The following is a 24,968-nucleotide window of genomic DNA, read 5'->3' on the forward strand; positions in this document are numbered from 1 at the left end:
GGCCGCTCAGCTGCGGGTGCCGTGGGCGCGGCGGGCCACCCGGCGCTGCCAGCGGTCCATCTCCGAGCGCAGCGGCGTGGCCAGGAACTCGCCGAGCGTGACGCCTGCGGCCAGCGCCAGCGCGATGCCGAATGCGGCGATCAGCTGCCCCGTGCCGCCGACGATGTCGTTCGCTTCGACCATGCGGTACATCGCGGTGTAGATCGCGAGGCCGGGCAGCAGCGGCGTGATGCCGCACACCGAGATGACCAGGTTCGGCGTCCTCAGCGGTTCGCTCAGCCCGCCGGCGATCAGGCCCACCACCAGCGCGGCGAGGAAGGACGAGCCGACCGGGCCGAGCTCGAGGACCTGCCGGCCCAGCAGCAGGACGCCGGCCGCCACCATGCCCACGCCGACCACGACCGGGATCGTGCGCGCCCGCGTGTACGACGCAAGGCTCCAGGCGCCGGCGATGAGGCCGCCGCTGAGGATCTGGATCGTGGTCGGGATGTTCAGCGTGCCCGGTTCCAGGATGGTCAGCGGGATGCCGGCGCGCTGGCCGAGGTCGAGCATGACGCCGATGCCGACCACCAGGCCGATGGTGTGCAGCACCACCTCGTATGTCCGCGCGGCCGCCGTCAGCGGGTACCCGGCGATGGCGTCCTCGGCCGAGCCGACCAGCGACAGCCCGGCCAGCAGCACGACGATGCCGGAGGCGACGATCAGCGACGGCGGCAGCAGCGTCGGCGACCAGCCGAACCGGTCCGTCGCCCACAACGCCGCCAACCCGACGACCGTCGCCAGCCCGGCGCCGATGACCTGCTGGAACAGGTACGGCAGGCCCTTGCGGCGCAGGGTGCGCAGCGTGCGGTCGATGAGGATCGTGGTGACCGCCGCGACCAGTGCGACCAGCAGCCCGCCGTTCAGCAGGAGCGCGACGCCCGACGCCATCAGGCCGAGCGCCAGCGTCACGATCCAGCGCCGGTACGGATGCGGCGCCGACAGGATCTCATCCAGTTTGTCCTGTGCCTGGTCGAGCGTCAGCGACTCCCGATGCACCTCGTCGACGAGGTCGAACAGCTCCGCGAGGCGGCTGTAGTCGGAGTTGCGCACGGTGATGACGCGGACCTTGGTGATGGGGTCGTCGTCGCGGTCGATGGACGCGATGATCGAGATGAACGTGATGTCGATCTGCAGGCGGGTCACCCCGAACCCGGCCGCGAGTCGCAACAGCGCCGCCGTCACGTCCGCCACCGGCGCCCCCGTCGCCACCATCGCGTCGCCGGTGCGCAGGATGAGGTCCAGGACCCGCCGCTCCTCGTCCGCCGTCAGGCGGCTCTGCATGCCGCGGATCGCCAGCGGCTGGGTCGGCGGACCCTCCGGCCGGACCACCCGGCGGGCACGCTGCCGGAACGGGCCCTGTGCGCTCTCGTCGGGTGTCATGATCCGACGGTACGAACATCGGTGAGCCGGCGTCGAGCGAGACTGGTCCCGTGAGCGATGTACTCGTAGCGGTGGCGCACGGCACCCGCGCCCCCGAAGGCCCCGTCGTCCTGTCGTCCTTGCTGGAGCGCGTGCGGGCTCTGCTGCCCGGCGTGGACGTGCGGGTGGCGTACGTGGACGTGATCTCGCCGACGTTGTCGTCGGTGCTGGCCGGGGTCGCGCCGGGGGCGCGGGCGGTCGTCGTGCCGATGTTCCTGGCGTCGGGCTATCACGTGCGGGTGGACGTGCCGTCCGCGGTGGCCTCGGACGGCGGGCGGGCGATCGTCACACCGGCGCTCGGCCCCGACGCGGCGGTCGTCGCCGCTGTGGAAGCGCGGCTGCGGTCGGTCGCGCCGGACGGCGTGCCCGAGGCGGTCGTGCTGGCCGCGGCGGGCTCGTCCGACGAGTCGGCGCTGGCCGAGGTCGCGGTGGCGGCGTCCCTGCTGTCGTCGGCGCTCGGCCGCCCGGTGGAACCCGCGTACGTCACCACGGCGTCGCCGTCCGTGCCCGACGCGGTCTCGTCCCTGCGCGCCGCCGGCCACGCGACCGTCGGCGTGGCGTCCTACCTGCTGGCGCCCGGGCTCTTCCAGCAACGCCTCGCCACCTCCGGCGCCGACCTCGTCGCCCCGCCGATCGGGCCGCACCCGCTGGTCGCCGCGCTGATCGCCGACCGCTACCGCGTCGCGGTCTCGGCGGACGAGGTTCCATGATCATCAACCTTTTGCGCTGCTATCACGACGCAGAAGGTTGATGATCACGGGAGCTGTTCGCGGAGTCCGGCCTCGGTCAGGCGGCGCAGGTGCTCGGCATAGCCGTCCGGCTCCGGCCGCCGCACCGTGTCGCCCGAGATCGCGTCGTACACGCCCTGGGCGGTGAGGCCGCGGGCCGCCAGCCACGCCGTGGCGCCGTCGCTGCTGCCCTCCTCGTCCTCGTCGACCGCGTGCAGCATGTAGTCGGTGAGCCGGACCCGTCCCCATTGGACGGCGGGGACGGGGTAAGGGTCGCCGGGCGCCGGTTCCGGCCCGAACGCGTCGAACCAGATGTCGCGAAGCCACTCGTCGGTGCCCCACTGGGAGTCGTTGTGCCGAGGCGGCAAGGACGACTCGCGAATGTGCGTGGCCAGTTCGTCGCGGAACTCTGTGAGGCCCCGGTTGTCCTCGGCCAGCCACGCCGGTACGCGCTCGCACGCCTCGATGTACAGCGTCAAGTCGGTCTCGGCGCTGAACCAGCCGCCGAGATAGCCGCGGAAGTTCTGGCTGCGTGGGATCACGTGATGTCCTCGAGACGCTGGTTGTCCGGTGCAGGGCTGTCGCTGGGGTAGTACGTCACCATGACCCAGCCGTCCTCGCCACGCTTGAACACGAGTCGTACGCCTGGATCGGGCCCGTCGGCGATCGGGTCGTACGGAATGGTACGCACCGGCGCGATGCACTCGTGGTCCTTCTTCATCGCGTCGCGGCGCATTCTCACCCAGTCGCGAGCGGCCTGCGGAGTGCCGGTGCCCGCGCCGCGGTGTGCCACCGCGTCGCCGGGAGCCAGCCTGCCCAGCTGGGCGTTGATGAAGAACGGCGCGACACCATCGACGGAGTGGTCCCGGAGGAAACCCTCGATGCCGTCCGGATGTCGGCGTGCCACTGTCATGAAGGCCTCGAGCGGTCGCACGAAGGCATCAGCACTCGTGAACGCGCCGGCATCGACCATGACCTGGTGTTTCGACACGACCTTGCCGTCGTCGCGGACGCGCCAGGAGTCGGCGCCTTCGGCGCCGTGGTCGGGTGGGCGGGTCCAGCCGGCTCGGAGTTCGAGGTCGCGGTCGCCGACCTGCGGACCGTGGATCTCGACCGCATGGCAGTCCGGGTGCGACAGCCAGGCCCGGACGAGGGCCCGATGCTCGGGCTCGACCGCCGCCACGATGCGGTCGCGGGCGGCGTCGATGGTGGCCTGCTGGGCTCCGGGATGGGCGGCGGCGTCGGCCTTGGAGGTGGGGCGGCCGCTGGAGAGATCGCCCAGCACGGTCGCCACGTAGGAGCGGGCGAAGCCCTCGGAGAACGCGGAGAGGAACGCGCGGTCGCCGGGCCCGGCGAGTGGCCTGGCGTCGAGCGGAGGCAGCGGCGGCAGCTGGTGATGGTCGACGGCGAGGAGGGAGAGGAGGGCGTGCACCTCGGTGGCGATGGCGGTGCGGGTGGCGGCCGACAGCGCGGCCAGTGCGCCGGGCATGGCGCCGGCCGGCATCGCCGCGTCGTCGGCGGCGCGGCGGGCGAGGGGGTGCCGCCCGGCACGCGCGGTCTCGGAGGGACGGAGCGCGGCCCTCGTGACCCAGGCGGTCACGTCGTCGAGGCCGCGCTCGGCGTCGGCGCGGGCGCGCAGGAGCCCTTCGACCGCCTGACGCAGCACGCTCTGGCCGCTCGACCCACTCACCACGTTCTCGAAGGTCGTCCGCGCACCGGTCCTGTGACAGGCGCTACGGCCAGGGAATCTCCGTGGTGGTCGGCGTCGACCACGGACCGTCGCTGATGGCGCCGAGCTCGCTCGCGGGCGGGCCGCTGATCAACGGCGGGTTGAACGCGCCTTGTCCGTCGATGCCCGCCACCAGCCAGCTCTGCTCGGCGTCGTCGTCGATGCCCTCGAGCGGCCGGGCGCCGACGGGGGACTCGTCGACCTCCTGCCACTGACCGCCGTCCAGCCGCCACAGCCCGCTCGACGAGAGGGCCGAGCAGTCGCTCGCGGCGGTCTCCATGGTCGCGTAGAGCGCCGCGCCGTTGAAGAACACCTCGTCGATGATCAGCTCCTCCGGCACGGTCGCCTTGGCGATCTCCGTCAGGTCGGCGCCGTCGAGCACCGCGACCTCCGCGCCACAGGCTCCGTAGCCGGTGACGACGGCGACCTGGGCGTCGTCCGCGGCGACGGCGATCGGCGCCTGCGGCGAGCCCATGACGTCGTGCGACAGGTCGGCGGCGCCGGAGGCCGGATCGACCAGCCAGACCCGCTCGGACGCCTGCGCGCCGCCGGACTCGTGGACGAGCAGCTGCCCGCCGGCCGAGCCGAGCAGCGTCTTCGTGCCCACCGCGTCCGGCGGGAACGCCGGCGTCGTCGTCGCGACCTCGTCCAGGGTCGCCGCGTCGTACCAGGTGATCGTCCCGGCGTAGTCCATGCCGGCGACGAGGTCGGCGGCGGGCGCGCCGTCGACCGCGGCGTCCTGGACCAGCGCGGGCCGGCTCTCCGAGCACCAGCCGCACGGCACCTCCACCGGCTGCGTGCTCGACCCGTCCCAGGAGAACAGCTCGCCGTCGTCGGCGCCGACGAGCAGCGACCCGTCCGACGTCCAGTCCACCCAGCGCACGGCGACCTCGGGATCGATCTCCCGGACCCGCTGGACGCGTGCCCCGTCGAAGGCGAAGAGCTCGTCGTCGCGGACGAAGGCCGCCTGCGACCGCTCCGACGACGACGGCGTCGCCGGCGGCTCGCCGCCCAGGACCTGCTCCAGCGCACCCGTGATGTTCAGGAGGCCGGCGCCCACGCCGGGGCCTTCGCGGTCGCCCTCGTCCAGCGGCTCGAGGTCGGCGGTGTCGAGGAGCGCGGTGGACACGTCGTTCGTCGTCGCCTCGGGCGCGGCGGCCTGGATCAGCGCGGCCGCGGCTGCGACGTGCGGGGCGGCCTGGGACGTGCCCTGGAGCTCCTCGTACTCGTCGCCCGGGTACGTGGACAGCACGGCGTTGCGCGCGTCGCCGCCACCCGGCGCGACGATGTCGATGTCGTCGTTCCGCGTCGAGTAGGCGGGCAGGTCGAAGTCCTCCTGCACGGCGCCGACGGCGATGACGCCCGGCAGGGCGGCCGGTGTCTGCCGCTGGCTCTTCTCGGCACAGCCGTCACCGCCGTCGCCGCAGTTCCCGCCGGAGGCGACCGGGACGACGTCGTTGTGCACGGCGAAGTACACCGCGGCCGCCTCGACCTCGAGGTCCTGGACATCGGCGGGTGTGAGCGGGTCCGGGAGAGGCGCGCCGAACGACATGTTGACGGCGTCGGCGCCGTGGTTGACCGCCCACATCAGGCCGCTCGGCCAGGTCTGCGCGGTCTCGTTCGTGCTCTGCAGTCGTATCGGCACGTCGAGCACACTCACGCGCGGTGCGACGCCGATGATGCCGCCGTTGTCACGCCGGGCCGCGGCGATGCCCGCCACGTGGGTGCCGTGGCCGTCCTCGTCGAGGTCGCCCTCGCCCGTGAAGTGCCGGCGTTCGACGACGGCGTCGTCGAGGTCCGGGTGCGCGGCGTCCACACCGGTGTCGAGAACCGCCAGGACGGCGCCGTCGCCGTCCGGCCAGGGCAGGTCGGCCGAGCCCTCCTCGGCGCCGAGCCGGTCCAGCGGCCACTGATCGTCCCGGCGGTCGTCGACCTCGTCGAGGGTGACGTCGCCGACGACACCCGCGGCGACGACGCCGGGCTCCTCCAGCAGCTCGGCGCGCCGCCCGTCGACCTCGTCCGCGGCGACGTACTCGGTGGTCGCGACCAGGCAGTCGTTCTCGTCGACGCGCACCACGTCGAGCGCGACCAGTGCGTCGTCGTCGGGTGCGGCGACCGGCTCGTCCGGGCAACCGGGGTCGGGCCGGGCGCTCTCGATCAGCTCCCGCTGCTCGTCGCTGAGGATGTCGTCGAGCGCGGTGTCACCACGCGCGGTGTTGCCGTCGTCGCCGTCATCCCTGGTCACCATGACGATCACCACCACGGCGACGATGGCGGCACAGAGGCCGAGGGCGATTCCCAGCAGCAGGGGGCGCTTCACGGCCGGCACCCTACACACCGCGGGTCACACCTGGCGCTTGACCCGCTCTCCCGGCGGCAGCGGCTCGTTGTGCACGACGACGTCGAACTCGCCGCGGATCTCGATGCGTCTGGCGTCGCCGTCGGCGGCTTTCAGCGCTTGCGCCCAGACGGCGGGATTGACGCGCAGTACGGTGACTTCGTCGTCGGGCTTCTTCGGCACCGGGTCACCGTACGCCCGTCAGGTGTCCGCCAGATGTCGCGCCACGCGGGCGTCACACACCGCGTGCCGCCAGCACCCGGCCCAGCGCGTCGACCGCGACGTCGATCTCGTCGCGGGTCACCACCAGCGGCGGCGCGAACCGGATCGTCGAGCCGTGGGTGTCCTTGACGAGGACGCCCTCGCTCAGCAGCGCCTCGCACGCCTCGCGGCCGCTCATCAGCTCCGGGTTGATGTCGACGCCGGCCCACAGACCACGGCCGCGGACCTCGACCACGCCCCGCCCGATCAGCTCGCCGAGCCGCGCGTGCAGGTGCGCGCCGAGCTCGGTGGCCGCCCGCTGCCACTCGCCGGTCGACAGCATGGCGACGACGGCGCGGCCGGCCGCGCAGGCCAGCGGGTTGCCGCCGAACGTGCTGCCGTGTTCGCCGGGGTGGATGACGCCGAGGACGTCGTGATCGCCGACGACGGCGGACACCGGGACGACGCCGCCGCCCAGCGCCTTGCCGAGCAGGTAGAGGTCCGGAACGACGCCCTCGTGCTCGCAGGCGAACGTGGTGCCGGTGCGGCCGAGGCCGGACTGGATCTCGTCGGCGATGAACAGCACCTGCCGCTCGTCGCACAGCCGGCGCACCTGGGTGAGGTACCCGGACGGCGGGACGACGACGCCGGCCTCGCCCTGGATCGGCTCGACCAGCACGGCCACCGTCGTCTCGTCGATCGCGGCCGCCATCGCCGCGGCGTCGCCGTACGGCACCACCCGGAAGCCCGGCGTGAACGGGCCGAAGTGGGTCCGCGCGACCGGGTCGGTGGAGAAGCTGACGACGCTGATCGTGCGGCCGTGGAAGTTGCCGTCGGCCACGATGATCGTCGCCTGGTTCTCAGGCACGCCCTTGACCTCGTAGCCCCACTTGCGGGCGACCTTGAGGCCGGTTTCGACCGCCTCGGCGCCGGTGTTCATCGGCAGTACGAGGTCCTTGCCGGCGAGGTCGGCCAGCTCGCGGGCGAACGGCCCGAGCACGTCATGGTGGAACGCACGGCTGGTCAGCGTGACGCGGTCCAGTTGCGCCTTGACCGCGGCGACGATGTCCGGGTGCCGGTGGCCGAAGTTCACGGCGGAGTACGCCGCGAGGAAGTCGAGGTAGCGGCGGCCCTCGACGTCGGTGACCCACGCGCCCTCGGCGTCGCTGACGACGACCGGGAGCGGATGGTAGTTGTGCGCGGTGCTGCTCTCGACGAGGGCGATCGCGTCCTGGGTGCGGGTGGTCTGCATGGTCACGAGCGCTCCTCGGCGATGGATGGGTGGTGCAGTTCCAGAGTGGCGCACTTGACGCCGCCTCCGGACTTCAAGAGCTCGGACACGTCGACGGGAACCGGCTCGAACCCGGCCCGGGCGACGGCGTCGGCCAGCTCGCCGGCCTGCTCGGCCAGCACGACGTGCCGGCCGTCGCTCACGGCGTTCAGCCCGAGCACGAGGGCGTCGGCCTCGGTGGCGACGATCGCCTCGGGGAAGAGCGCCGCCAGGATCGCCTGGCTGGCCGGGGCGAATGCGGGCGGGTAGTAGGCGATCGTCTGCCGGTCGAGCACGGCCAGCGCGGTGTCGAGGTGGTAGAAGCGCGGGTCGACCAGCTCCAGCGGGACCACCGGCGTCCCGAAGACGGCGGCCAGCTCGGCGTGCGCGGCGGGGTCGGAGCGGAACCCGGCGCCGGCCAGGATCCGCCCGGCGGCCCAGGCGAAGTCGCCCTCGCCCTCGTTGACGGCGGCCGGCTCGGTGACCGCGACGCCGCGTTCCTCCAGCCAGGACCGGTGCGCGGGCGCCTCGTCGGCGCGCACCAGCTCGCGGAACCGTGCGCCCAGCGCGCGGTCGCCGACCACGAACGCGCCGTTCGCCGCGAACACCATGTCCGGCAGTCCGGGCCGCGGGCCGAGCAGCTGGACGCGGTGGCCGAGTCGCTCGTAGGTCGCGCGCAGCTCGTCCCACTGGGCGAGCGCGCGGTCGCGGTCGACCGGCTGGGCCGGGTCCATCCAGACGTTGATCGAGTAGTGCACGGCGAAGTGGTCGGGGCGGCACATCACGTAGTCGCGGGTCGTCGCGACGCGATGGCCGCGCGGGAGCCGGGTCAGCTCCGTGGCGTCGTTCACGGTCACAGCAGAAACGTAGAGCGGGGGCAGGGTGGCGATCGAGATCGTTCCGTTGCGTGTGTAGAGGCGAAACGTTGCGTCTGCTCTCGAACAGACGGCGATTCGTTGCGTTCGATGGGCGGAACGGGGACGATCCACCCATGACACTCGACGCGCTGGACGAGCGGATCATCCGCGTCCTCATGGCCGACGGCCGGGCCAGCTACGGCGCCATCGGCGCGAAGGTCAGCCTGTCCGCACCCGCGGTGAAGCGCCGGGTCGACCGGCTGCGCGCCCGCGGCGTCGTCACCGGGTTCACCGTCCGGGTCGAGCCGGCCGAGATCGGCTGGAGCACCGAGGCCTACGTCGAACTGTTCTGCAACCCGCGCACGGCGGGCGAGCAGATCGCCCGCCGCGTCCAGACCTACCCGGAGGTCGTCGAGGCGTTCATGGTCACCGGCGACGCGGACGCCCTGCTGCACGTCTTCGCGGGAAGCATGCAGCACTTCGAGCGGGTGCTGACCGAGATCTCCGCCGAGCCGTTCGTCGCCCGCACCCGCAGCGTCCTGGTGCTGTCGCCGTTGCTCCGGCGGGTTCAGGCACCGCGAACGGACGAGGACACCGCCGGCTGACTTGACCGGATTGTCCAGCGCTTTCGCGAATTACACGCGTGTGGTTTGTCAAGGCGACACGCCGTGTGACTCCTGAAATTCCTGTGATTCCTGTTCTCTAGCGTGACTTTCTTGGCTACTGTGCTTCGTGGGACGCCAGGTACGGGGGAGGTTGCCAGAGTGCGAAACGGGGTGTTGGCGGGGGTGCTCGCCACCGCTTTGGCCGCCGGCGTGGTCGGGCCGGCTCACGCCGACCCGGCCGTTCCCACCGAGTCCGACCTCCAGGACGCCCGCGACGCCGAGGCATCCGCCGCCGGCGACGTCGCCGCGCTGGAGGCACGGCTGGCCGAGCTGACGGCGCGGGTCGACGCGCTGTACATCGAGGCGGCCAAGGCGATCGAGGCGTACAACGGCGCGCGCGTGCTGCTCGAGCAGGCCACCGAGGCGGAGACGACGGCGCGCGAGGCGGCACAGCAGCGAGGCGCCGAGGCCGAGCGGGCCCGCGTCGAACTGGGCCGGATGGCCGCGGCGACGTACAGCCAGGGCGGTCAGCTGGCCGGCGTCGGCATGGTGCTCGGCGCCGAGGACGGGCAGGCGCTGTACGAGGGCATGGGCGCGCTGCGCGCCGTCACCCGCTCGCAGACGACCATCGCGCAGCGGGCGCGTGACGCCCGGCAGACGGCCGACGACGCCGCGGCACAGGCGGCGACCGCGTTGGCGGAACGGTCCGCGGCCGCTGAGCAGGCCGACGCCGCCCGGGCCGCAGCCGAGGCCGCCGTCGCCGGGCAGGAGCAGGCGGTCGCCGCCGTCGAGTCGCAGCGGAGCGCCGCGATCACCCAGCTTGCCGCCGCCCGCGGCACCACCGTCGTGCTGGAGCGGCAGCACCAGGAGGCGTTGGCCGCAGAGCAGGAACAGGCCGAGCAGGAACAGGCCGAGCAGGAACAGGCGGAGCAGCAGCCGACCGAGCCGCCCGCGCCGACCAGCGAGCCGTCGGTCGGCCCGCCGGACGACCCGACGGTCCTGGTCGAGCCGACCGCTCCGCCGCAACCGACGACGGAGCCGAGCACGCCGCCGCAGCCGACGACACCGCCGCAGCCGACGACACCGCCTCAGCCGCCGCAGCCCACCGTCGAGCCGTCACCGGAGCCGACCGAGGAGCCGGAGGAGCCCGAGCAGCCGGATCCGCCGTCCAACGGCGCCCAGGCCGCCGTCGACTACGCGTACGCCCAGGTCGGCAAGCCGTACGCGTGGGGCGCCGACGGCCCGAACAGCTTCGACTGCTCCGGCCTCACCATGCGCGCCTGGGAGGCCGGCGGGGTCGACCTGCCGCACTGGAGCGTTGCGCAGGCGCAGCGGGTCGACCACGTCTCGTACTCGGCGCTGCGGCCCGGCGACCTGATCTTCTGGTCCGACAACGGCCAGGCCTCCGGGGTGTACCACGTGGGCCTGTACATCGGCGGCGGGAAGATGATCCACGCGCCGCGGCCGGGCAAGAACGTCGAGGTCCAGAACGTCTTCTACTGGGTCGACCCGTCGTTCTACGGCCGTGTCTAGAACCTAGTGCGCTCCGCCCGACTCGACGAGCCGCTGGCGGGAGGCCTCGATCTCCTCCTCTGCGGCGGCGCGGTCGACCCAGGTGGCGCCCTCGACCGACTTGCCCGGCTCGAGGTCCTTGTAGATCTCGAAAAAGTGCTGAATCTCGAGGCGGTCGAACTCGGGCACGTCGCCGATGTCCTGGAACGTGACCTTCCGGGGGTCGCCGGCCGGCACGCAGAGCACCTTGTCGTCGCCGCCGGCCTCGTCCTTCATCCGGAACATGCCGATGGCGCGGCAGCGGATGAGGCAGCCCGGGAACGTCGGCTCCTCGAGGATCACCAGGGCGTCGAGCGGGTCGCCGTCCAGGCCCAGGGTGTCGTCGATGAACCCGTAGTCGTGGGGATAGCGAGTCGACGTGAAGAGGCGGCGGTCGAGTCTGATGCGACCCGTCTCGTGGTCCATTTCGTACTTGTTCCGGCTCCCCGCCGGTATCTCGATGGTGACGTCGAACTCCACCTGTAGGTCCTTCCCCCAAGCGTCCCGATGTGCTGGTCGGGTCCAGTCTCCCGTACGGTGATGTCCGCCGTGTCAACAGGTTGAGGGGGACGACGATGTGGAGGCGGGCCGCGATCGTGGCCGGCTGCGTGGCCGTGCTCGCCGGTGGCGCCGGGATCGTGCTCGATCGCACAACCGGTCTGCCCTGGATCGACGACGAGGCGGCGGCCGAGACGCCGCTGTTCCGGCCGGCGGCGGGACCAGCGCCGACGTGGTCCGCCGCGCCCGGGGTGCTGGCCGCTCCGGCCGACGCCGGCACGACCGGTGAGCCGGCCGTCGGCGACGTGCTCGCGCCCACGCTCGGCGCCGCGGGGCTGGGCGGCGCGGTGGGCGTCAGCGTCGTGAACCTCGCCACGGGCACGCCGTCCTACGAGGCCGCCGGCACCGACCCGCACACCCCGGCCAGCACGTTGAAGATCCTCACCGGTGCCGCGGCCCTGCAGGCGCTCGGCCCGGAGCACACGTTCACCACCCGCGTCGTCAGCGGGCCGGACCCGTCCGCCGTCACGCTGGTGGGCGGCGGCGACCCCACGCTGACCGCCGACGAGGACGGCGCCGGTACCCGGCTGGCCGACCTCGCCGTGGCGACGGCGCAGGCACTGGCCGAGGCAGGGGTCACGACCGTGACGCTGTCCTACGACGCGTCGCTGTTCAGCGGTCCGGCCGTGGACCCCGACTGGAGCCCCGGCTACGTCCCCAGCGTCGTCTCACCGACCACCGCGCTCGCCGCCGACATCCAGGACCGGCCGTCCGACCCGCCGCTCGACGCGGCCGAGGAGTTCGCCGACCTGCTGAGCGACCAGGGCATCACCGTCGACGGCGACCCGGCCGAGGCCGCCGCGCCGGCCGATGGCGCCGAGCTGGCCGCCGTCGCGTCCGCGCCGCTCTCGACCATCGTCGAGGACGTCCTCACCAGCAGCGACAACGACGGCGCCGAGGTGCTGGCCCGGCACGTCGCGCTCGCCGCCGGTGCGGCGGGCACGTCCGCCGACGCCGGTCCGGCGGTCGTGCAGGCGCTCTCCGCGCTCGGGCTGGACGCGTCGGGGGCGACCCTGCTCGACGGCAGCGGGCTGGCGCGCGGCAGCGCGGTCCCGGCCGGACTGATCACCCAGACGCTGGTCCTGGCCGCCGGGCCGGACCACCCCGACCTGCGCGCCGTCGTCACCGGGCTGCCGGTCGCCGCGTTCACCGGCACGCTCGCGGACCGCTTCGACGACTCGTCCGCGGCCGGACTGGTCCGGGCCAAGACCGGCACGCTCACCGGCGTCAGCGCGCTGGCCGGCGTGGTCGTGGCCGCCGACGGCGTCCCCTACGCGTTCGCGGTGCTCGCCGACGACGTCGGCAACACGACGGAGGCGCGGGCCGCGCTCGACGACGTCGCGGCAGCGTTGGCGGGCTGTGGCTGCGCTTAGTGAGTGATCATGTGGCGTTCTCCCGCTCGACCAGGCATGCATGCCTGGTCGAGCGGGAGAACGCCTGGTGTCGTAGCGATCGTTGATGATCACCGTTGTCCACCAGCACTGACCGCGGCCCGTTCACGCCTACGCGCAGCGGGGTGAGCACTGTGATCAAGGGTGGGTCGTGATCGCCAGGGCAGCGCCAACCCGCTCCTGATCACGGTTCTCACCGAGCCCGATCCGGCTGCCACCCCACCACCGACAATCGGATTCACTCATTCAGCGTGTGTCTCACCCCGACGCGGGCCGGCGGCCGGTGACGTAGCGTGGTCGTATGACGACCGCTGACGCCGCTCCCGACATGGTCGACTGGGACCTCGCGGTCGCGACGGCACAACGACTGGCCGGTCCCGGACCGGCCGTCACCGACTCCGAGGCCCGCGACGCCGTGGCGGAGCTGCGCCGGCTCGCCGGCGAGGCCGAGGCACACGTCAACGGCTTCACCGGGCTCGACGCCTCGCTCGGCTACGCGCCGCTGGTGGTCGTCGACCGCGGCAACTGGGCCCGGGCCAACGCTCAGAGCATGCGCACGATCATCGCGCCGCTGCAGCGCAAGCTGCAGAAAGGCCGCGAGCGCACCCCGTTCCAGCGGGTCGGCCCCAAGGTCACGGGGCTGCAGACCGGCGCGCTGCTGGCGTTCCTGGCCAGCAAGGTGCTCGGCCAGTTCGACCCGTTCTGGGCCGGCCGGCTGGGCGGCCCCGACGACGGCGCGCAGGGCCGGCTGCTGCTCGTCGCGCCCAACATCGTCCACGTCGAGCGCGAGCTGGGCGTCGACCCGCACGACTTCCGGCTGTGGGTCACTCTGCACGAAGAGACGCACCGGGTGCAGTTCACCGCGGTGCCCTGGCTGCGCGATCACCTGGCCGGCGAGATCGAGGCGTTCGTCGAGGCCACCGATGTCGACCCCGGTGCGTTCCTGACCCGCGCCCGCGACGCCGTCCGCGCCCTCGGCGAGACCGCCCGGTCCGGCGACGGCGGCAGCTCCGTCCTCGACCTCGTCCAGACCCCGGCGCAGAAGGCCGTCCTCGACCGCGTCACGGCGTTCATGTCGCTGCTCGAAGGGCACGCCGACGTCGTCATGGACGGCGTCGGGCCCGATGTCATCCCGTCCGTCGAGACCATCCGGCGCCGGTTCCAGCGCCGCCGCTACTCGTCGGTCGGGCTCGACCGCACGTTCCGCCGGCTGCTGGGCCTCGACGCCAAGATGCGCCAGTACCGCGACGGCGCGGCGTTCGTGAACGCCGTCGTCGGCCGGGTCGGCATGGCCGGCTTCAACCGCGTCTGGGAGTCGCCCGCCACGCTGCCGACGAAGGACGAGATCGCCGACCCCGTCGCCTGGGTGCGCCGGGTGCACGGCCTGCCGGCGCTCGGCCGCGACGGCGCCTGACCCACGCTCGTCCCATGGGGCACCCGCACCTCGACGTCCGGCGGGCCGTCCGCACGGCGCTCGCCGATCTGACGGACGGCGCGACGGTGCTGGTCGCCTGCTCCGGTGGCGCCGACTCGCTGTCCCTGGCGGCGGCGACGGCGTGGGTGGCGCCGAGAGCCGGGTTGCGAGCGGGCGCCGTCTGCGTCGACCACGGCCTGCAGACCGGGTCGGCGGAGCGGGCGCGGTCGACGGCGGCGCTGCTGTGCGGGCTGGGCCTCGACCCCGTCGTCACCGTCCACGTCGACGCCTCGCGCGGGCCGGACGGGCCCGAGGGCAACGCGCGGTCGGCCCGGTACGCGGCACTGACGACGGCGGCGGCGCGTACCGGGGCGGCGGCGGTACTGCTCGGGCACACGTTGGACGACCAGGCCGAGACGGTCCTGCTCGGGCTGGCGCGGGGGTCCGGGACACGGTCGCTGTCGGGCATGGCGGAGCGCTCCGGCCCGCTGCGGCGGCCGCTGCTCGGCCTGCGCCGCGAGGTCGTGCGGGCCGCGCTGCCGGCCGGGCTGACCCCGTGGGAGGACCCGCACAACGAGGACGACGCGTACGCCCGCGCCCGGGTCCGGCACCGGGTGCTGCCGGTGCTGGAGGCCGAACTCGGCCCTGGCGTGGCGCAGGCGCTGGCCCGCACCGCCGCCCTGGCCCGCGCCGACGCCGACGCCCTCGACGCGGCCGCGGCCGACGCGCTCGCGTCGCTCGACCCGGCCGGTGATCGCCGTCGTGGGCAACCCGCGCCCGGCGACCGTGGGCAGTCGGCGCCTGACGGTCGCGGTGATAGCGGCGACCGTGGGCAGTCCCCGCCCGGTCCGGGTGGGACCCAACCCTACGGGTGGGCACCGACAACGTTCGCCGCCGACGACGCGGGCGAACTGGGCCGGGCCGAGACGGCGCCGGGACTGGACGTCGCCGGGTTGGCGGCGCTGTCCAAGGCCGTCCGCTGGCGGGTGCTGCGCCGGGCCGCGATCGCCGCAGGCAGCCCGCCCACCGATCTCACCGCCGCCCACGTCGGCGCCGTCGACACCCTGGTCACCGCGTGGCGTGGGCAGGCCGGCATCGACCTCCCCGGCGGGCTGCGCGCCACCCGCCGCGACGGCCTCCTGCATTTCACGGCGTGGCGCTGACCGGTCCGCCGTACGTGCCGTTCGCCGCCATGATCATGGCGGCGGTCACGGTCCCCGCACCCGGCCGCCGGGACGTGTGAAAGGCTGCGCGTGTGGATCCAGAACACGTCGACGGAGACCTCGAGAAGATCCTCCTCACCGAGGAAGAGATCCAGGGCAAGCTGTCCGAGCTGGCGGCCGCCATCGAGCGCGACTACGAGGGCAAGGATCTCCTGCTCGTCGGCGTGCTCAAGGGCGCGGTCATGGTCATGGCCGACCTCAGCCGGCACCTGTCCCGGCACGTCGAGCAGGACTGGATGGCCATCTCGTCCTACGGCTCGGGCACCCGGTCCAGCGGCGTCGTGCGCATCGTCAAGGACCTCGACACCGACATCACCGACCGCCACGTGCTCGTCGTCGAGGACATCATCGACACCGGGCTGACGCTGTCGTGGCTGGTGTCGAACCTGCGCTCGCGCGGCCCCGCCTCGGTCGAGGTGTGCACGCTGCTGCGCAAGCCCGAGGCCGCCAAGACCTCCGTCGACGTCAGATACGTCGGCTACGACATCCCCAACGCGTTCGTCGTCGGCTACGGCCTCGACTACGCCGAGCGGTACCGCAACCTGCGCGTCGTCGGTACGCTGGCGCCGCACGTGTACAGCTGACCCCCACAGCGATGTGACGCAGTTGTCCCGCCCGCCGGGAACACGGCGGCTCACCTGCGACGTTCTCACCATGTAGCAGACGTGCCGGAATGGTCGCGCAGGCCCGCGCAAGGTATCGTCGGACGATCCGACACCTTCGGTGGACATGCCGGGCGTTCGCGGCGTGTGCTGAAGCCAGCCGATCACAGGAGGTACGAGGCCAGCAGGTCTCGCATCATGAACGCCAAGCGATTCACGCGACCACTGATCTGGTTGCTCGTCTTCGTGCTCGCCGCCGTCGTGCTGAGCAGTGTGCTCAACCGTGCCGGTGGCGCGGAGAAGGTCGACACCGCTCGCATCGTCTCCGAGATCGAGGCCGGCAACGTCCAGTCTGCGAAGATCACCGGTGGTGAGACCCAGGAGATCGAGCTCACGCTGGCCGACTCCGATCACACCAAGATCGTCTCCCAGTACGTCGAGGGCCAGGGCCTGCAGCTGCAAGAGGAGCTGCAGCGGCTGCACGACGAGGACGGCACCAAGCTCGAGACGTACAACGTCGAGGTGCCGCAGCCGAGCATCCTGTGGGGCATCCTCGGCACGCTGCTGCCGTTCCTGATCCTCGGTGCGCTGATCTTCTTCTTCATGACCCAGATGCAGGGCGGCGGCGGCCGGGTCATGCAGTTCGGCAAGTCGCGCGCCAAGCTGGCCAGCAAGGACGCGCCGAAGACGACGTTCGCCGACGTCGCCGGCGCGAACGAGGCCATCGAGGAGCTCCACGAGATCAAGGAGTTCCTGCAGGAGCCGGGCAAGTTCCAGGCCGTCGGCGCCAAGATCCCCAAGGGCGTGCTGCTCTACGGCTCGCCCGGTACCGGCAAGACGCTGCTGGCCCGCGCGGTCGCCGGCGAGGCCGGGGTGCCGTTCTACTCCATCTCCGGTTCCGACTTCGTCGAGATGTTCGTCGGCGTCGGCGCCTCCCGGGTCCGCGACCTGTTCAAGGAGGCCAAGGAGAACGCGCCGGCCATCGTGTTCGTCGACGAGATCGACGCGGTCGGCCGCCACCGTGGCGCCGGCATGGGCGGCGGTCACGACGAGCGCGAGCAGACGCTGAACCAGCTGCTGGTCGAGATGGACGGCTTCGACGTCAAGACCAACGTCATCCTGATCGCGGCGACCAACCGGCCCGACATCCTCGACCCCGCGCTGCTGCGCCCGGGCCGCTTCGACCGGCAGATCGCCGTCGAGCCGCCCGACCTCGAGGGCCGCGAGAAGATCCTGGGCGTGCACGCCCGCGGCAAGCCGTTGACCGAGGACGCCGACCTGCGCGCGGTGGCGCGCCGGACGCCGGGCTTCACCGGTGCCGACCTCGCCAACGTGCTGAACGAGGCCGCCCTGCTGACCGCTCGGCGCAACGAGAAGCTGATCACGCCGCAGGCGCTCGACGAGGCCATCGACCGTGTGGTCGCGGGCCCGCAGAAGAGCTCGCGCATCATGAAGGACGACGAGAAGCGCATCACCGCCTACCACGAGGGCGGGCACGCCCTGGTGGCCGCGGCCCTGCACCACACCGACCCGGTGCACAAGGTGACGATCCTGCCGCGCGGCGGCGCTCTCGGCTACACCATGGTGCTGCCCGACGAGGACAAGTACTCCACCACCCGCAACGAGATGCTCGACCAGCTCGCCTACATGATGGGCGGCCGCGCGGCGGAGGAGATGGTCTTCCACGACCCCACCACGGGGGCGGCGAACGACATCGACAAGGCCACCACGCTGGCCCGCCGCATGGTCACCCAGTACGGCATGACCGAGCGGCTGGGCGCCATCAAGTTCGGCTCCGACCGGTCCGAGCCGTTCCTGGGCCGCGACATGGGGCACGAGCGCGACTACTCCGAGACCGTCGCCGGCATCGTCGACGAAGAGGTGCGCAAGCTCATCGAGACCGCGCACCAGGAGGCGTTCGACATTCTGGTCGAGAACCGCGAGATCCTCGACCACCTGGTCATCGCGCTGCTCGAGCGCGAGACCTTGAACAAGGAAGAGGTCGCCGAGGTCTTCGCCTCGATCCGCAAGCACGGTCGCCGGCCGGCCTGGACCGGCTCGGCCACCCGGAGGCCGTCCGATCGTGGTCCCGTGGCGTTCCCGATCAAGGTCTCGACCAACGGCCACCATGCCGAGGAGCAGGCCGCCATCACCGTCGCGCCCGAGCCCACGCCGGTCCTGCCGCCGATGCCGAAGCCCGAGGGCCCGGTCGAGGGCTGAGGCGCGTGAACGCGGAACCGGTGCCGACGGAGCCACCCGGGCAGTTCGATCACGCCCGGGTGGAGGCGGCCGTTCGTGAACTGCTCATCGCGATCGGCGAGGACCCCGACCGCGACGGCCTGCTCGACACCCCGTCGCGGGTCGCCCGGGCCTACGCCGAGATGTTCCGCGGCCTGCACCAGGACCCCGCCGACGTCCTCACCACCACGTTCGAGCTGGGCCACGACGAGATGGTCCTGGTCAAGGACATCGAACTGGCCTCGATGTGCGAGCACCACCTGGTCCCGTTCTACGGCTACGCCCACGTCGGCTACATCCCCGGCCCCTCCGGGCGCATCGCCGGGCTGTCCAAGCTGGCCCGGCTGGTCGACGTCTACGCGAAGCGGCCCCAGGTGCAGGAGCGGCTCACCTCGCAAGTGGCGAACTCGCTGGTCGACCTCCTCAAGCCGGCCGGCGTCATCGTCGTCGTCGAGGCCGAGCACCTGTGCATGACGATGCGCGGCGTCCGCAAGCCGGGCGCGAAGACGCTCACCAGCGCCGTCCGTGGCCAGCTGCGCAACGCCACCACGCGGGCCGAGGCGATGAGTCTGATCATCGGGCGCTGATCTTCGCCCGCCACCGGACCGCCCGAGCGGCAGGGAATGCCGTCTCGGGCTCAGCGGTCGGGCGGCTCGCTCAGGCGGCGTTGAGGCGGTCGCGCCAGGCGACCCACTCGCTCAGCGAACCGAGGTCGTACAGCGGGCCGGACGCGCTGATCGTGAACAGACTGATGCCCAGGTCGACCAGCTCCTCGGCGGCCGCCCCGGGCCGCCCGCTGACCGCCGTCGAGCGCTCGATCTCGCCCGGGTCGCGGCCGACGGTCGCGCACCAGCCGTCGAGCACCTCGCTCTTGTGCCGCAGCACGGCCGCGTCGCCGAAGGCGTGCCAGATGGTGCCGTGCTCGGCGACGTGGCGCAGGGTCTTCTTCTCGCCGCCGCCGCCGATGAGGATCGGGATGTCGCGGGTCGGGCTCGGGTTCAGCTTGGACCAGCGGTCCTTGATGCGCGGCAGCGCCTCGCCCAGGTCGTCCAGCCGGCTGCCGGCGGTGCCGAACTCGTAGCCGTACTCGTCGTAGTCGCGCTGGAACCAGCCACCGCCGATGCCGAGGATCAGCCGGCCGTCGCTGATGTGGTCGACGGTGCGGGCCATGTCGGCCAGCAGCTCGGGGTTGCGATAACCGACGCTGCTCACCAGCGCGCCGATCTCCACCCGCGACGTCTGCTCGGCCCATGCGCCGAGCATCGTCCAGCACTCGAAGTGCTTGCCGTCGGGCTCACCGCGCAGGGGGAAGAAATGGTCCCAGTTGAAGACGATGTCGACGCCGGCGTCCTCGGCCTCGGCGGCGGCGCGGCGGATCTCCCGGTAGTCGGCGTGCTGCGGCTGGATCTGGACGCCGATACGGATCGGTCGGGTCATGGAATGCCTCGTTCGTGACTCGGGGGACGGCCGCGGATCCGGCCTTGTGTAACAACCCCGGCACGCCGCGGCGGCATTCCGGCGGGTCCGGACACCCTAGCCACCGGCGCGACGGTAGCCGTGCAGGTCGGTCTGGATCTGGTTCACCCAGATGTCGCCGGTGCCGTCGGGATCGGGCACCCGCACGGTGAGCCCGTAGTTCTCGTCGACGACGGACGCGGTCAGGCCGCGGCCGGCCAGCCGGGCGGCCAGCGCACGGACGTCGCCGTCGTACTCGAACGAGAGCTGGACGGAGGGCACGTCGGCGCGGTGTGCGGCCACCAGCCCGCCGCCGGGCGCGATGAAGTCGACCCAGTCGCCGATGTGCGACGCGATGCGCACCGTCAGCCCGAGGCGGTCGAGCACGGCGGCCGCGCCCGCGACGTCCGGCGAGTACCAGAGCGGCAGCGTGGACAGCGCGGGGTCGGCGCCGGGCGGTGGCACGGCGTCCGGGCGCTCGTCGACGTGCACCCGCAGGCCGTCCGGCCCGGTGAGCTCCAGCCGACCGCCGGCGGACATCGTCGCCAGGCCGTTGCGCTCGCACTCCGCGGCGACGGCGAGCAGGTCGGGTGCCTCGAAGCCGAGCTCGGTGCCGGACTCGTCCGCGCGGACGACGGTGACCCGGCCGTGCCCCAGCGCGAGGTCGACGCGGTCGCCGTCGCGGCCGGCGGCGACACCGCCGAGAGCCTCGACGACCCGGACCCACGCGTCGGCGTGCGCCGTGCGCCGGACCGGTCGGACGGTGAGTGTCATCGGGGGTCCTCCTGCTCCGCGGTGGCGAGGTACTGCCGGAGCACCTTCTCGACGAAGGCCGACAGGCTCAGCTCCTCGTCGATGCTGCGGTGCTTGGTGGCGCGCACGACGTCCGGCGGAAGGTAGACGTTGAACTGCACCTTGTCGGCCATGGCTAGGATGCTAGCACCTGTCGTCAGCCGAAGAACCGGAACTCGGTGTTCAGCACGTACACCGCGTCGCGCACCAGCAGGACGCCGGCGATGCCCATGATCCAGCCCAGCGTCTCGGCGGAGTTGGCCTGCAACCAGTCGCGGATTCGCTCGAGCCGCGGGCGCACCCGCTCGCCGGCCGCCCGCCAGACCAGGAACAGCAGCACCCCCGGCAGCACCATGATCACGTTGTAGCCGGCCAGCAGCGGCACCCACTGCGCCGGGCTCAGCCCGTTCGATGTCATCAGGCCGATCGCGGCCAGGTACGGCAGTGCCGTCGCGGCCTCCAGCAACCCGGTGGTGACGCCGAGCCCGACCATCGCCGGGACCGTCTGCGCCCGTCCTGCCCGCCGTTCCCGCCGTCCGTGCTCGCCGCCGCCTCCGGCGTCGCCGTCCTTCTTCTTCGTCGGCACGAACCAGGCGCCGATGAACAGGGCGGCGCCGATGCCGGCCTGGACCAGGTACGCGGTCCGGCTGTTCGCCGCGTCGTCGAGCGAGTCGACGACGGCGCCGAGCCCGGCCATCAGTGCGGTGCCGAGGCAGAAGTAGAACAGCGCGACGGTCGCGAGGTAGCTGAACAGCAGCCGCGGCGTCCGTGTGCCGGCCGTCAGCAGCAGGTAGATCGAGATGCCGATGGTGGCCGGGCTCATGGTGTCGAGCAGGGCCAGGCCATAGACCGGCAGGATGACGTCGAGCCCCACGGTGGTCTCCTTCGGGACGTTGCGACACGGCTGTGCGAAATAAATTAGCACAGTCGTGATAGAAAGAGTCCATGCCGAAGGTGGTCGACCACGAGCAGCGCCGGCGCGAGCTGGCCGAAGCGGCACTGCGGGTGGTGGTGCGCGACGGCGCCGCCGGCGCGTCCGTGCGGACGGTGGCGGCCGAGGCCGGCTGGTCGACCGGTGCGCTGCGGTACTACTTCTCCACCCAGCGTGAGCTGCGCGAGTTCGTCGCGACGGTGGTCAACGAGCGAGTGGAACGGCGCATCCGCGAGCGGGTCGAGGCCGATCGGGGGCGGCTGCCGCTGCTGGAGCTGGTGGCCGGGCTGCTCGAGGAACTGATCCCGCTGGACGAGCGGCGGCGCGAGGAGTTCCTGTTGTGGCTCGCGGTGACGGAGTGGTCACGTCAGGAGCCGCTGGCCGGCGCGGAGGAGCTGTGGGACGGCCAGCGCGGACTGCACGTCCAGGTCGTGTTCGCCTTGGCCGGGTTCGAGGGCGAGCCGGTGAACGTCGACCCGCGAGTGCAGACCTGGGCGGAGTACCTGCACGTCTTCGTCGACGGGCTGGCCACCCAGGCCATGTTCGTCCCCGCCAGGATGCCGCCGGAGCGCATCCGCGCGGTCCTGCGGGAGTTCCTGGCCGAGGTGCCACGGCTCGCGGCCGGCTGAGCGCGCCGGCCGCGGCCGCGCCGCTCCGTCAGGTGAAGACGCTCACCCCGCCGGGCCCGACCAGCAGGCCGACAACGATGAGGACGATGCCCCACAACAACTGGCCGCGGACCAGCGAGACGATGCCCCCGATCACGAGGATGACGGCCAGGATCCAGAGCAGGAACTCCATGGTGCCTCCTTCTTCTCATTCCCGCCCGATTGGTGCCCGAACGCCCGATCTCCAAACGGGTGGTGCCGACCGGGGGGAGGTCGTGCGGGAGAATGGGCGTCGTGCCCGACAAGCCCACGATTCCCGACGTCCTCGCCGCTCGCTACGCCTCGCCGGAGCTGACCCGGCTGTGGTCGCAGCAGAACAAGATCGTCCTGGAGCGGCGGCTCTGGCTGGCCGTGCTGCAGGCCCAGCGCGACCTCGGCGTCGACGTCCCCGACGGCGTGGTCGAGGCCTACCGGGCGGTGCTCGAGGACGTCGACCTCGACTCCATCGCCGCGCGCGAACGGGTGACCCGCCACGACGTCAAGGCGCGCATCGAGGAGTTCAACGCGCTGGCCGGCCACGAGCACGTCCACAAAGGCATGACCAGCCGCGACCTCACCGAGAACGTCGAGCAGCTGCAGATCAGGCTGTCGCTCGAGCACGTCCGCGACCGCATGGTCGCCGTCCTCGTCCGGCTCGCCACGCGGGCCGCCGAGCACACCGAGACCACCATGGCCGGCCGCAGCCACAACGTCCCCGCCCAGGCGACGACGCTCGGCAAGCGCTTCGCGTCGGCCGCCGACGAGGTCCTGGTGGCGTTCGACCGCGTGCAGGAGCTGATCGCCCGGTACCCGCTGCGCGGTATCAAGGGCCCGGTCGGCACGGCGCAGGACATGCTCGACCTGCTCGGCGGCGACGCCGCCCGCATCGCGTCGCTCGAGCAGCGCATCGCCGGGCACCTCGGGTTCGAGCGGGTGTTCACCAGCGTCGGCCAGGTCTACCCGCGCTCCCTCGACCACGACGTCGTGTCCGCGCTGGTCCAGGTGGCCGCCGGGCCGTCGTCGCTGGCCACCACGATCCGGCTGATGGCCGGGCAGGAGCTGGTCACCGAGGGGTTCAAGGCCGGCCAGGTCGGCTCCAGCGCCATGCCGCACAAGATGAACACCCGGTCCTGCGAGCGGGTCAACGGCCTCGCCGTCGTCCTCCGCGGCTACGCCTCGATGGCCGCCGAACTCGCCGGCGCCCAGTGGAACGAGGGCGACGTGTTCTGCTCGGTCGTCCGCCGAGTCGCGCTGCCCGACGCGTTCTTCGCGGTCGACGGCCTGTTCGAGACGTTCCTCACCGTCCTCGACGAGTTCGGCGCCTACCCCGCGGTCATCGCCCGCGAACTCGACCGCTACCTGCCCTTCCTCGCCACCACGTCGGTCCTCATGGCCGCCGTCAAGGCCGGGGTCGGGCGCGAGACCGCCCACGAGGCCATCAAGGAGCACGCCGTCGCGGTCGCGCTGTCCATGCGTGAGCAGGGGGCCGAGCGCAACGACCTGTTCGAGCGGCTGGCGGGCGACTCCCGGCTGGGGCTGGACCGCGCGCATCTCGACTCGCTGGTCCGGTCGCCCCTGGAGTTCACCGGCGCTGCGCGCGCGCAGGTCGGCGCCGTGGTCGCGCGGGTCGACGAGATCGCCGCCGCCCATCCGGTGGCCGCCGCCTACACGCCGTCGCCGATCCTGTAGCGGCGGAGCCCGTCCAGGACGTCCTGGACCTGGTGCTGGCGAGTCATGAGAGCTCGCTGCGCAGCACGGCGTGGCCGGTGCCGGCGTCGAACGGCACGGACGCGTGCTCGTGAACGATCGTCCAGGTGCCGCTCTGTCGGCGGAGGCAGCTCGTCGCGCGCACCCACATGGCGACCTCGGTGCCGTCCCGCATCGTTCCGCTGATCCGGACCAGGAAGTGACAGAACGCGAGATCGGCTCCGGCGGTGATCTCCAGGTCGCGGATCTCGTGCCCGATCGGGGTGCGGTAGGACGCGATCCATCGCTCCAGCCGGCCGGACGGATCCTCGCCGCGGCGGACGAACGGGCCGACCGCGTCGTAGAGCACCAGGTCGTCGTCGTAGGCGGCGGCCGCCGTGGCGGCGTCGCGCCGATCGTACGCCCGAGTCCGGGTCTCCAGCAGCTCCCGGATCTGCTGGTCGCTGTCGGGCGTCATCGCTGGGCCACCTGGCGGCCGAGGGCGTCCAGCCAGTCACCGGTGCCCTGCTCGCGCCACTCGGGCTGTTCCTGGTCGTCCAGGAAGGTGCCCTGCTCGGTGAGCACCAGGCGGGTCCCGTCGCCGGCGGGGACGAACCACACGGTGGTCAGCGACACGGTCGACAGGACCTTGTCGGCGAACAGGGTCGTGCTGTAGACGATGCGCTCCTGGGGGACGATGTCGTGGTACTCGCTCCTCGCGACGAGGTCGACTCCGTCGCCGCCGTGCACGGCCTCGGTGCCGCCGACCCGGAAGTCCAGCGAGTAGCGACCGTCGTCGGCCGCGAACCACTTGGCCTTCGTGTCGCGGTCGGACCAGGCCGCGAAGACCGCGGCGGGCGGTGCGGCGTAGGTCCGCTCCAGCGTGAACGTGCTGTGCTTCACTGTGTGGCCGGTCATGATTCTGACTCCTTCGTCTGGTCGTCGAGGACCGCGCCGAGGCGGTCCAGGCGGTGCTCCCACGCCGTGCGCTGACGCCGCAACCACGCCTCGGCGTTGCGCAGGCCGGCCGGATCGATCTGGCAGGTGCGAACCCGGCCGACCTTCTCCGACCGCACCAGCTCGCTGTCCTGCAGCACCCGGAGGTGCTGGACCGTCGCGGCGACGGTCACCCCGAGCAGGGCCGCCAGCTCACTCACGGTGGCCGGGCCGCGGGTCAGGCGCTCGATGACGGTTCGCCGGTTGGTGTCCGCGAGAGCGTGGAACACGCGGTCCGCTGCCTCACGCTTAAGCATGCACTTAACTTTAATCGCCGGAACTGAAAAGTCAAGTA

General features: G+C 72.4%; 27 protein-coding genes. 11 read left to right on the plus strand and 16 right to left on the minus strand.

Going from position 1 to position 24,968, the window contains the following annotated elements; genetic code table 11:
- Nucleotides 1-6 precede the first annotated feature (6 nt).
- A complete protein-coding gene (locus DZA62_RS13105) occupies nucleotides 7-1,422 on the minus strand; it encodes a threonine/serine exporter family protein (protein WP_116949337.1) in 1,416 nt (471 codons plus the stop codon).
- Nucleotides 1,423-1,472: 50 nt separating this feature from the next.
- Here DZA62_RS13105 and DZA62_RS13110 point away from each other — a divergent pair, with 50 nt between their 5' ends.
- Complete coding sequence (locus DZA62_RS13110) at nucleotides 1,473-2,171, plus strand: sirohydrochlorin chelatase (protein ID WP_198663706.1); 699 nt, start codon at nucleotides 1,473-1,475, stop codon at nucleotides 2,169-2,171.
- Between the two features lie 44 nt (nucleotides 2,172-2,215).
- Here the strand turns inward: DZA62_RS13110 and DZA62_RS13115 are convergent, their stop codons facing one another.
- Genes DZA62_RS13115 through ddaH form a run of 6 tightly spaced genes read right to left on the minus strand, consistent with a single transcriptional unit; the run spans nucleotide 2,216 to nucleotide 8,509 of the window.
- Nucleotides 2,216-2,731 carry a hypothetical protein gene (locus tag DZA62_RS13115; RefSeq protein WP_116949339.1) on the minus strand — a complete coding sequence of 172 codons (516 nt, stop codon included), beginning with the start codon at nucleotides 2,729-2,731 and terminating at the stop codon, nucleotides 2,216-2,218.
- On the minus strand, nucleotides 2,728-3,879 hold the full coding sequence (locus tag DZA62_RS13120) for a hypothetical protein (RefSeq protein ID WP_157987641.1): 1,152 nt from the start codon (nucleotides 3,877-3,879) through the stop codon (nucleotides 2,728-2,730). The genes DZA62_RS13115 and DZA62_RS13120 overlap by 4 nt, the downstream gene beginning before the upstream one ends.
- 43 nt (nucleotides 3,880-3,922) lie before the next feature.
- On the minus strand, nucleotides 3,923-6,238 hold the full coding sequence (locus DZA62_RS13125; protein WP_157987642.1) for a S8 family serine peptidase: 2,316 nt from the start codon (nucleotides 6,236-6,238) through the stop codon (nucleotides 3,923-3,925).
- 24 nt (nucleotides 6,239-6,262) lie between these two features.
- Nucleotides 6,263-6,439 (minus strand): hypothetical protein, encoded by a 177-nt coding sequence (locus DZA62_RS35695; protein WP_157987643.1) that lies wholly within the window; start codon nucleotides 6,437-6,439, stop codon nucleotides 6,263-6,265.
- A gap of 52 nt (nucleotides 6,440-6,491) precedes the next feature.
- Nucleotides 6,492-7,709, minus strand: coding sequence for an ornithine--oxo-acid transaminase (rocD, locus tag DZA62_RS13130; RefSeq protein ID WP_116949342.1), 1,218 nt, complete (start codon nucleotides 7,707-7,709; stop codon nucleotides 6,492-6,494).
- A 2-nt stretch (nucleotides 7,710-7,711) separates the two neighbouring features.
- On the minus strand, nucleotides 7,712-8,509 hold the full coding sequence (gene ddaH, locus DZA62_RS13135) for a dimethylargininase (RefSeq protein WP_116949505.1): 798 nt from the start codon (nucleotides 8,507-8,509) through the stop codon (nucleotides 7,712-7,714).
- A 209-nt stretch (nucleotides 8,510-8,718) separates the two neighbouring features.
- Here ddaH and DZA62_RS13140 point away from each other — a divergent pair, with 209 nt between their 5' ends.
- Both DZA62_RS13140 and DZA62_RS36840 read left to right on the plus strand, forming a co-directional pair.
- Nucleotides 8,719-9,189, plus strand: coding sequence for an Lrp/AsnC family transcriptional regulator (locus DZA62_RS13140; RefSeq protein ID WP_116949343.1), 471 nt, complete (start codon nucleotides 8,719-8,721; stop codon nucleotides 9,187-9,189).
- A 183-nt stretch (nucleotides 9,190-9,372) separates the two neighbouring features.
- Complete coding sequence (locus DZA62_RS36840) at nucleotides 9,373-10,722, plus strand: C40 family peptidase (RefSeq protein WP_116949344.1); 1,350 nt, start codon at nucleotides 9,373-9,375, stop codon at nucleotides 10,720-10,722.
- 3 nt (nucleotides 10,723-10,725) lie between these two features.
- On the opposite strand, the gene DZA62_RS13150 is transcribed toward DZA62_RS36840, so the two are convergent.
- A complete protein-coding gene (locus DZA62_RS13150) occupies nucleotides 10,726-11,220 on the minus strand; it encodes an inorganic diphosphatase (protein WP_116949345.1) in 495 nt (164 codons plus the stop codon).
- Nucleotides 11,221-11,315: 95 nt separating this feature from the next.
- On the opposite strand from DZA62_RS13150, the gene dacB reads away from it, so the two are divergent.
- The 6 genes from dacB (at nucleotide 11,316) to folE (ending at nucleotide 18,753) form a co-directional block, all read left to right on the plus strand.
- Nucleotides 11,316-12,671 (plus strand): D-alanyl-D-alanine carboxypeptidase/D-alanyl-D-alanine endopeptidase, encoded by a 1,356-nt coding sequence (dacB, locus tag DZA62_RS13155; protein WP_116949346.1) that lies wholly within the window; start codon nucleotides 11,316-11,318, stop codon nucleotides 12,669-12,671.
- Nucleotides 12,672-12,990: 319 nt separating this feature from the next.
- The gene (locus DZA62_RS13160) at nucleotides 12,991-14,103 is read left to right on the plus strand and encodes a zinc-dependent metalloprotease (RefSeq protein ID WP_116949347.1); all 1,113 of its coding nucleotides are present in this window, start codon (nucleotides 12,991-12,993) and stop codon (nucleotides 14,101-14,103) included.
- 14 nt (nucleotides 14,104-14,117) lie between these two features.
- Nucleotides 14,118-15,266 (plus strand): tRNA lysidine(34) synthetase TilS, encoded by a 1,149-nt coding sequence (gene tilS, locus DZA62_RS13165; RefSeq protein ID WP_116949348.1) that lies wholly within the window; start codon nucleotides 14,118-14,120, stop codon nucleotides 15,264-15,266.
- Nucleotides 15,267-15,358: 92 nt separating this feature from the next.
- Nucleotides 15,359-15,910, plus strand: coding sequence for a hypoxanthine phosphoribosyltransferase (hpt, locus tag DZA62_RS13170; RefSeq protein ID WP_116949349.1), 552 nt, complete (start codon nucleotides 15,359-15,361; stop codon nucleotides 15,908-15,910).
- A 216-nt stretch (nucleotides 15,911-16,126) separates the two neighbouring features.
- Nucleotides 16,127-18,148, plus strand: coding sequence for an ATP-dependent zinc metalloprotease FtsH (gene ftsH, locus DZA62_RS13175; protein ID WP_116949350.1), 2,022 nt, complete (start codon nucleotides 16,127-16,129; stop codon nucleotides 18,146-18,148).
- 5 nt (nucleotides 18,149-18,153) lie between these two features.
- Nucleotides 18,154-18,753, plus strand: coding sequence for a GTP cyclohydrolase I FolE (folE, locus tag DZA62_RS13180; RefSeq protein WP_198663707.1), 600 nt, complete (start codon nucleotides 18,154-18,156; stop codon nucleotides 18,751-18,753).
- A gap of 70 nt (nucleotides 18,754-18,823) precedes the next feature.
- Here the strand turns inward: folE and DZA62_RS13185 are convergent, their stop codons facing one another.
- The 4 genes from DZA62_RS13185 to DZA62_RS13200 form a co-directional block, all read right to left on the minus strand.
- A complete protein-coding gene (locus DZA62_RS13185; RefSeq protein ID WP_116949351.1) occupies nucleotides 18,824-19,603 on the minus strand; it encodes an LLM class F420-dependent oxidoreductase in 780 nt (259 codons plus the stop codon).
- Nucleotides 19,604-19,699: 96 nt separating this feature from the next.
- Nucleotides 19,700-20,395, minus strand: coding sequence for a hypothetical protein (locus DZA62_RS13190; protein WP_116949352.1), 696 nt, complete (start codon nucleotides 20,393-20,395; stop codon nucleotides 19,700-19,702).
- The gene (locus tag DZA62_RS13195; protein WP_116949353.1) at nucleotides 20,392-20,547 is read right to left on the minus strand and encodes a ribbon-helix-helix domain-containing protein; all 156 of its coding nucleotides are present in this window, start codon (nucleotides 20,545-20,547) and stop codon (nucleotides 20,392-20,394) included. Before DZA62_RS13195 ends, DZA62_RS13190 begins: the two co-directional genes overlap by 4 nt.
- A gap of 23 nt (nucleotides 20,548-20,570) precedes the next feature.
- Nucleotides 20,571-21,287 (minus strand): GAP family protein, encoded by a 717-nt coding sequence (locus DZA62_RS13200; protein WP_198663708.1) that lies wholly within the window; start codon nucleotides 21,285-21,287, stop codon nucleotides 20,571-20,573.
- Between the two features lie 71 nt (nucleotides 21,288-21,358).
- On the opposite strand from DZA62_RS13200, the gene DZA62_RS13205 reads away from it, so the two are divergent.
- Complete coding sequence (locus DZA62_RS13205; RefSeq protein ID WP_116949354.1) at nucleotides 21,359-21,973, plus strand: TetR/AcrR family transcriptional regulator; 615 nt, start codon at nucleotides 21,359-21,361, stop codon at nucleotides 21,971-21,973.
- 28 nt (nucleotides 21,974-22,001) lie between these two features.
- Here DZA62_RS13205 and DZA62_RS36355 read toward each other — a convergent pair whose 3' ends face one another.
- Complete coding sequence (locus tag DZA62_RS36355) at nucleotides 22,002-22,145, minus strand: GPGG-motif small membrane protein (protein WP_198663709.1); 144 nt, start codon at nucleotides 22,143-22,145, stop codon at nucleotides 22,002-22,004.
- Nucleotides 22,146-22,237: 92 nt separating this feature from the next.
- Here DZA62_RS36355 and purB point away from each other — a divergent pair, with 92 nt between their 5' ends.
- Nucleotides 22,238-23,680: an adenylosuccinate lyase gene (purB, locus tag DZA62_RS13210; RefSeq protein ID WP_232827422.1), complete on the plus strand. Its 1,443-nt coding sequence runs from the start codon at nucleotides 22,238-22,240 to the stop codon at nucleotides 23,678-23,680.
- Nucleotides 23,681-23,723: 43 nt separating this feature from the next.
- Here purB and DZA62_RS13215 read toward each other — a convergent pair whose 3' ends face one another.
- Genes DZA62_RS13215 through DZA62_RS13225 form a run of 3 tightly spaced genes read right to left on the minus strand, consistent with a single transcriptional unit; the run spans nucleotide 23,724 to nucleotide 24,930 of the window.
- On the minus strand, nucleotides 23,724-24,155 hold the full coding sequence (locus DZA62_RS13215) for a YybH family protein (protein ID WP_116949355.1): 432 nt from the start codon (nucleotides 24,153-24,155) through the stop codon (nucleotides 23,724-23,726).
- Nucleotides 24,152-24,595 (minus strand): SRPBCC domain-containing protein, encoded by a 444-nt coding sequence (locus DZA62_RS13220; protein WP_116949356.1) that lies wholly within the window; start codon nucleotides 24,593-24,595, stop codon nucleotides 24,152-24,154. The genes DZA62_RS13215 and DZA62_RS13220 overlap by 4 nt, the downstream gene beginning before the upstream one ends.
- On the minus strand, nucleotides 24,592-24,930 hold the full coding sequence (locus DZA62_RS13225; protein WP_116949357.1) for an ArsR/SmtB family transcription factor: 339 nt from the start codon (nucleotides 24,928-24,930) through the stop codon (nucleotides 24,592-24,594). Before DZA62_RS13225 ends, DZA62_RS13220 begins: the two co-directional genes overlap by 4 nt.
- Nucleotides 24,931-24,968 lie beyond the last annotated feature (38 nt).

Origin of the sequence: Jiangella endophytica (assembly GCF_003427025.1) — a bacterium.
In the GTDB taxonomy this organism is placed as follows: domain Bacteria; phylum Actinomycetota; class Actinomycetes; order Jiangellales; family Jiangellaceae; genus Jiangella; species Jiangella endophytica.